The 241-nt window shown below is 74.3% G+C and carries 1 protein-coding gene; it reads right to left on the bottom strand.

Annotated elements, in window-relative coordinates:
- A partial coding sequence (locus E4U92_RS35660) for an AMP-binding enzyme (protein WP_422070810.1) occupies window positions 1-241 on the bottom strand: 241 nt, incomplete at both ends.

The following is a 241-nucleotide window of genomic DNA, read 5'->3' as shown; positions in this document are numbered from 1 at the left end:
CGCGCCCCCCGACGGCAGCCGCTCCCGGATCTCGTCCATCACCGCGGAGTCCGTGAGCGTCGTGACGTCGCCGAGGGCGCGGTTCTCGGCCACGTCCCGCAGCAGACGGCGCATGATCTTGCCGGAGCGGGTCTTGGGGAGCTCCGCGACCAGCAGGATCTGGCGGGGCCTGGCGATCGGGCCGATCTCCTTGGCGACGTGGGAGCGCAGTGCGGCGGCCACCTCGTCCGCGTCGGCCGGG

Origin of the sequence: Streptomyces galbus (assembly GCF_005280195.1) — a bacterium.
GTDB lineage: Bacteria > Actinomycetota > Actinomycetes > Streptomycetales > Streptomycetaceae > Streptomyces > Streptomyces galbus.
Note: the sequence above shows the minus strand (reverse complement) of the source record. Positions and strands in the feature narration are given on the sequence as shown.